We start from the raw sequence: 5,618 nt of genomic DNA on the forward strand, positions 1-5,618 counted from the left end.
GCGCCCTGCGCCAGATGGGCACCCTCGGCGGCGGCAACCACTTCCTGGAGGTGTGCCTGGACGACGGCGGCGCCGTGTGGCTGGTGCTGCACTCCGGGTCGCGCAACATCGGCAAGGAGCTGGCCTCCCACCACATCGAGCGGGCCCAGGCGCTGCCGCACAACCTGGACCTGCCCGACCGCGACCTGGCGGTGTTCGTCACCGGCACGCCCGAGATGGACGCCTACCGCCGGGACCTGTTCTGGGCCCAGGAGTACGCGCGGCGCAACCGCGACGTCATGATGGGCCTGGCCTGCCGCACCCTGGCCGAGCAGGTCCCGGGCACCCGCTTCGAGCAGTGGATCTCATGCCACCACAACTACGTGGCCGAGGAGACCTACGACGGGGTGGACGTGCTCGTCACCCGCAAGGGCGCCATCCGCGCCGGTAAGGGCGACCTCGGGATCATCCCGGGATCCATGGCGACGGGCACCTACATCGTGCGCGGACTGGGCAACCCGGCCTCGTTCAACTCCGCCTCGCACGGGGCGGGACGGCGGATGAGCCGGAACAAGGCCCGTAGGACCTTCACCGAAGCCGACCTGGTCGAGCAGACCAGGGGAGTGGAGTGCCGCAAGGACCGGGGCGTCGTGGACGAGATCCCCGCCGCCTACAAGGACCTGGAGTCGGTGATCGAGGCCCAGGCCGACCTGGTCGAGGTGGTCGCCCACCTGCGCCAGGTGGTGTGCGTCAAGGGCTGAGGCGGTGCGCGGGTCCGGCCCCCGAGGCGTCCGCTTCCGGAGCGCTCCGTCCGCGCGGACGGCGTCCCGGGAGCGGCGTACCCTTCCTTGCATGGGACACCGACACCCGAGCAAACTCAAGAACTCCGAGGTGAGCCACGCCCGCGCCCGCTGGCTGCTGCGGGCGGAACTGGACGGCTGCGACGAGTGCCGCCGGGAGGGGGACCGCGAGGCCCTGGCCGACCTGGCCACCGGCGGCGTGTTCGACTCGCTCCTCACCGGGTTCGTGCTGTCCCGCACCCAGCACTGGTACTCCCCGAGCAGGCCGGTCACGTACCCGGCCACGGTGTACCGCATCGCCCCCGTCGAGGAGCGCGACTTCTGGCGCCAGCCCACCCAGCACTGCATGCGGGTGTGCACGGTGCGGGGCTCGGAGGGCACCAGCGTGGACACCGTGCCCGCGCTCAAGGAGCTGCGGCTGATGTCGATGGACCACCGCCGGACCGTCCTGGACGACGTGATGGACGGGCTCGCCGAGACGGAGGGGTGAGCGCGCCGCCGACGCCGTGGGCCATGCTGGAACCATGAACGAGACCCTGGACGCCGTCGTCCTCGCCGGGGGCGCGGCCCGCCGCATGGGCGGCGCCGACAAGCCCGGGCTGTCCGTGGCCGGACGCACCCTGCTGGAGCGGGTCACCGACGCCGTCCGCGCCCACAACGCCGGGACGCGGGACGGGGGACGGGTGATCGTGGTCGGTCCGCCCCGCGAGAGCCCGCGCGCGCTCTACGTCCGCGAGGACCCGCCCGGCTCCGGCCCCGTGCCCGCGCTGCGCGCCGGACTGCCGCACGTGCGCACGCCCCGGTTCGCGCTGCTGGCCGCCGACCTGCCCCACCTGGAGCCCGGACACCTGGCCGCCCTGCGCGCCGCCGCCGACCAGGACGCCGACGGCGCGGGCGCGGTGTTCGCGGACTCGGCCGGACGCGAGCAGTGGCTCACCGGGGTGTGGCGCACCGGGACCGTGCGCGCCGCCCTCGCCGACTACCGGGGGCGCTCCCTGTACGGGCTGCTCGGCCCCCTCGCCCCCCGCGCGGTGGCCCTGGCCGACGACCTGGCCGTGGCCGACTGCGACACCCCCGACGACCTCGACCGGGCCCGCCGGATCCTGGAGCCGCCGACCGGCTGAGCGCCGCCCCGGGGTTGCGCGGGCTCGTCACGGTGGTCCATGATGTGCGCCATGACGATCAGGAAGGGCGGATCCCGCCCGGGCCGTTGAGCCCCACCGCGCCGACGTACGGGTCGGCCACCTCACTCCTCCGCTCCGTGGAGGACCGCGCCGTCTCCGTGCGCATGCGCGCCCTGGCGCTCCACGCCCGCGACCACGCGGGCACACCCCACCTCACCGGGATCCTCCGGCAGCTCGAAACCGCTGGTCACGGACGCCTCGCCGTGCACATGGCCGCGGCCGCGCGCGACACCGACACCCTGGCCCTGCATCTGGCCGGACCCGACCCCGAACTCCGCCGGGCCGCACTGCGCGCCCTTCGCGAGTCCTCCCTGCCCGACGAGGCCGTGCCGCCCGTTCTGGACGACGCGCCCACCGGTCTGCGCCGGGCCCTCTACCGCGCCCTGTACCACGCACGGCGCACCAGCCTCGCCGACTCCCTCCTGTCCCGCGTGCGCGCGGAGTACGGCGACGCCGAAGCCGCCGCCCTCCTGCCCGCGTGCTCACCCGAACGGGTCGCCGAAGACCTGCCCGGCCTCCGCCACGCCGTGCGTTCCTGGCGGCGGCTTGCCCGGCGCCACCCCGACGCCCTCCTGGACCTGCTCCGGGAGACGCACTCCCGGGGCGGCTGGACGTTCGAGCGCTTCACCGGCCTGAGGCGCGTCCTCCAGGCGCTCGACCCCGTCCGACCGGCCGGACTCGCCACCCTGCTCGGGGAACTCGGCGAGAAACGCCGCGACCTCACGCTCCTCGCACCCCGCACCCACCGGCTGCTCCACCGCGACGGCGACCAACGCCACTACTCCACCCGCTATCCCGCCGGGACCGGCGGCACCCGTGACATCCGCGGTCTGCTCAGGTACGCCAGGCACACCCCCGCGCAGGTCCTGCCCGTCCTGCGGGCCATGCCCCTGCCCGTGCGCACCGCCCACCTGGACCGGATCGCCCGGCGCGGGGACGGCCGCGGGGCGCTGCTCCTGCTGCCCTACCTCGACCTGCTTCCCCGAGACCGCGCCGAGGCCGAGGCCCGCCGCGCACTGGCGGAGACCACCGCCTTCCAGAGCCGCAGCACCCGCTACGGCGACCCCGACCAGGACTTGGACGCGATCGCCCACCTGCCCTACGGGGAGGCGGCAGGACCGCTGGAGGAGGCCGCCTCGGCCGGAGACCCCGCCCGCCGTGCGCGCGGCCTGGCCCGGTTGGTGGAGGCCACCGCCCGCACCGGCGACCCGGACCTGCTGGCCCGCGTGCTCGCCGAGCGGGCCGAGCGCTCCCGGGCCGAACGCGACCCGGTCCGCCGCTCCCTGCTGTGCGCCCTCTCGCGGGTCGCCCCCGCGCTGCTCGCACGGGCGTCCCTGCCCGCCCTGCACCGCGTGCTCGCCGACACCCTGGGCTCGCGCGACACCTCGGCCGACACCCGCCGGGCCCTGCGCGACCTGGCCGCAGCCCTGCTGCGCCACCCTCTGACCAGGCAGGACGCGGAGGCGGTGGACTGGGCGCTGGAGGCCTACGCCGGCCTGGTCGCGCGCTTCGGCGCGCGGGGGCTGGGCGAGCGGGGCCGTCCGCGCTCGCGCCCCCCGTGGTGGAGCGCGCCGGGCCGCCGGGCCGCCCGGATCGACCTGGACCCCGCCCTGGACCAAGTGCTGCCCCGGGGGCTGGAGCGGGAACTGTACCGGCGTCTGGCCCCGGCGCTCGACGACGCCCGCGCCCGGGGCGACCTCGGTCCCGCCGTCGCCCTGGCCCGCGAACTCGGCCGCCGCGTGCACGGGGTTCCGGAACTGCGCGAGCACCTGGCGGCCGCCCTCGGCCACGACGCGTCCGCTACGGGTTCCACAGACACCACGGACCCTTCTGGTATCGGGGGTGCCGTGGTTCCCACCGGAACCGGGAGTACCACCGGTCCCTCCAGCCTCCGGTACACCGGCGTCCCCACCACCGCGGAGGCCGCGGCCACCGCGCGCGAGGCGGCGCGGCTGTACCTGACCGGCCCCGGCGCCCGCGCCGACGCACGGGCGCTGTTCGACGCCGACCCCTCAACGGCCCGAGTTCCCCGGGTGTGGAGCCTCCTCGTCCGCCACGCCGAGCCGTCCGCGCTCCGCACCGCCTTCGACGCTGGCGGGCAGGGCCCCGCTCCCGACGCGGGCGCCTGGGTGCCCGACCTCGACCGGCGGACGGTCCGGGACTGGCCGGAGACACTGCGGGCCCGGGCCGCCGACCACCTGGCGGGGATCGCCGCCGACCCCTCCCAGGCGATCGACGACCGCGAGCGCGCCCTGCGGGGTCTGGGCGCGCTGCCCGGCGCGGCCGACCGGCTGGCCCCCTACCTCGACGGTCCCGACACGGTCCTGCGCGAGGCCGCCCTGAGCGCCCTCGGCCGCTGCGACGAGCTCGAACGCGCTCTGGGCCTGGTCCTGGCGCACGCCCACGGCCCCCGGTCCCGGGCCGCCGGTCCGGCGATGTCGCGCTGCGCGACGGGTGTCGCCCCCTCCCGCCTCGGTCCGGCGCTGTGCCGTGTCCTGGACGGTCCGGCCAAGGTCACCGTCCGCAAGACGGCCGCCCGGCTGCTGGAGCACCACCGCCCGCCCGGCGGGATCGAGCACCTCGCCCGTGTCCTGGACACCGGCGACGGACCGCACCGGGACGTGCGCGCGGCCGTGGCGGGCGCGCTCATGCGCGCCCTGGACCACCCCGCCGCGCTGCCCGCCCTGACCCGAGGCGCGCCCGGGTTCACGCCGGTGGAGATCCAGTTCGCCGTGTTGCGGGTCTCTCCGCTGACCTGTCCGCCGTCGCGGAGGAAGGGTGCCGCCCTGGTGGTGGCCTCGCTGCCGGAGCCCTCCCGCGACCACTGGCGGTTCCCCGGCTGGACCAGCCGCTGGGCGCCCTGGACCGACCACGACCCGGACGCGCTGGCCGAGGCCGTGTGCGACATGGACCGGGACGGCGAGCGGGCGGTCCGCGCCTTCGAACAGCTGCTCCTGGACGGACGCGGGACCGACCGGATCAGCGGGATGCTGGCCCGGCTCCTGAGGGCCGTTCCCGGACCCGGGCACGGGGTGCCCGCACGCGGGCCCCGCCGGGAGGCGGAGGACTCCGCCCACCGGAGGGTGAAGAGGCTGGTCGGGCTCCTCCAGAGCCGGATGTCGAAGGACGGGGAGCGGGATCCCGTGCTGGAGGAGCAGGCGGACGCTGTGCTCGGCATGCTCGGGATCCGGAGGGAGTACGCCCCCGAGGCGCTCCTCCTCGTCCAGCGCAGGCTCGCGACCGAGTGCGACGCCCCGGACGGCGCTCCCCGGGCGCGGCGGCTCGTGGACCTGCTCCTGGCCGGTGCCCACCTGCTGGCCCGGGGGCCCGTCGGCCGGTGGGAGCTGGACCGGCTCCTGACGCCGCTCCAGCCCTCCTACGGCGCGTCGGAGGTCGAACCGCGGACGCGGGAGGAGGTGGTGCGCCGCCTGTTCGCCGCGGCCTCGGCGACACGGGGCGCGCCGGGGGAGACGGCGGCCCTCCTGGGACTGCGCCTGGTGGAGCGGGCGGGCGCCGAGACCGGCTGGGCCGGGCCCTGGCCGCAGCTGCTCTCCCGCGCGGGCGACCTCGGCCATGAGAGGGTGCGCGACGCGGCCTGGCGGATGGTGGTGTAGCGGAGTCCTTCCGGGCGGGGCGGGCGCGGACCGCGCCCGCC

At 76.6% G+C, this 5,618-nt stretch carries 4 protein-coding genes; all 4 read left to right on the top strand.

Features of this window, described 5'->3' with window-relative positions:
- A partial coding sequence (locus DQW06_RS15870) for an RtcB family protein (RefSeq protein WP_198662461.1) occupies positions 1-740 on the top strand: 740 nt, incomplete at its 5' end.
- A 91-nt stretch (positions 741-831) separates the two neighbouring features.
- Positions 832-1,269: a hypothetical protein gene (locus tag DQW06_RS15875; protein ID WP_013152451.1), complete on the top strand. Its 438-nt coding sequence runs from the start codon at positions 832-834 to the stop codon at positions 1,267-1,269.
- Positions 1,270-1,303: 34 nt separating this feature from the next.
- The gene (locus DQW06_RS15880) at positions 1,304-1,903 is read left to right on the top strand and encodes a molybdenum cofactor guanylyltransferase (protein ID WP_071621810.1); all 600 of its coding nucleotides are present in this window, start codon (positions 1,304-1,306) and stop codon (positions 1,901-1,903) included.
- A gap of 137 nt (positions 1,904-2,040) precedes the next feature.
- Complete coding sequence (locus DQW06_RS15885; protein ID WP_232833039.1) at positions 2,041-5,577, top strand: hypothetical protein; 3,537 nt, start codon at positions 2,041-2,043, stop codon at positions 5,575-5,577.
- Positions 5,578-5,618: the final 41 nt, after the last annotated feature.

The organism is Nocardiopsis sp. TNDT3 (genome assembly GCF_003427465.1).
Classification (GTDB): Bacteria; Actinomycetota; Actinomycetes; order Streptosporangiales; family Streptosporangiaceae; genus Nocardiopsis; species Nocardiopsis dassonvillei.

Coding starts and splice junctions, on each gene's coding strand:
- DQW06_RS15875 (WP_013152451.1), top strand. CDS start 832: ATGGGACACCGACACCCGAGCAAACTCAAGAACTCCGAGGTGAGCCAC.
- DQW06_RS15880 (WP_071621810.1), top strand. CDS start 1,304: ATGAACGAGACCCTGGACGCCGTCGTCCTCGCCGGGGGCGCGGCCCGC.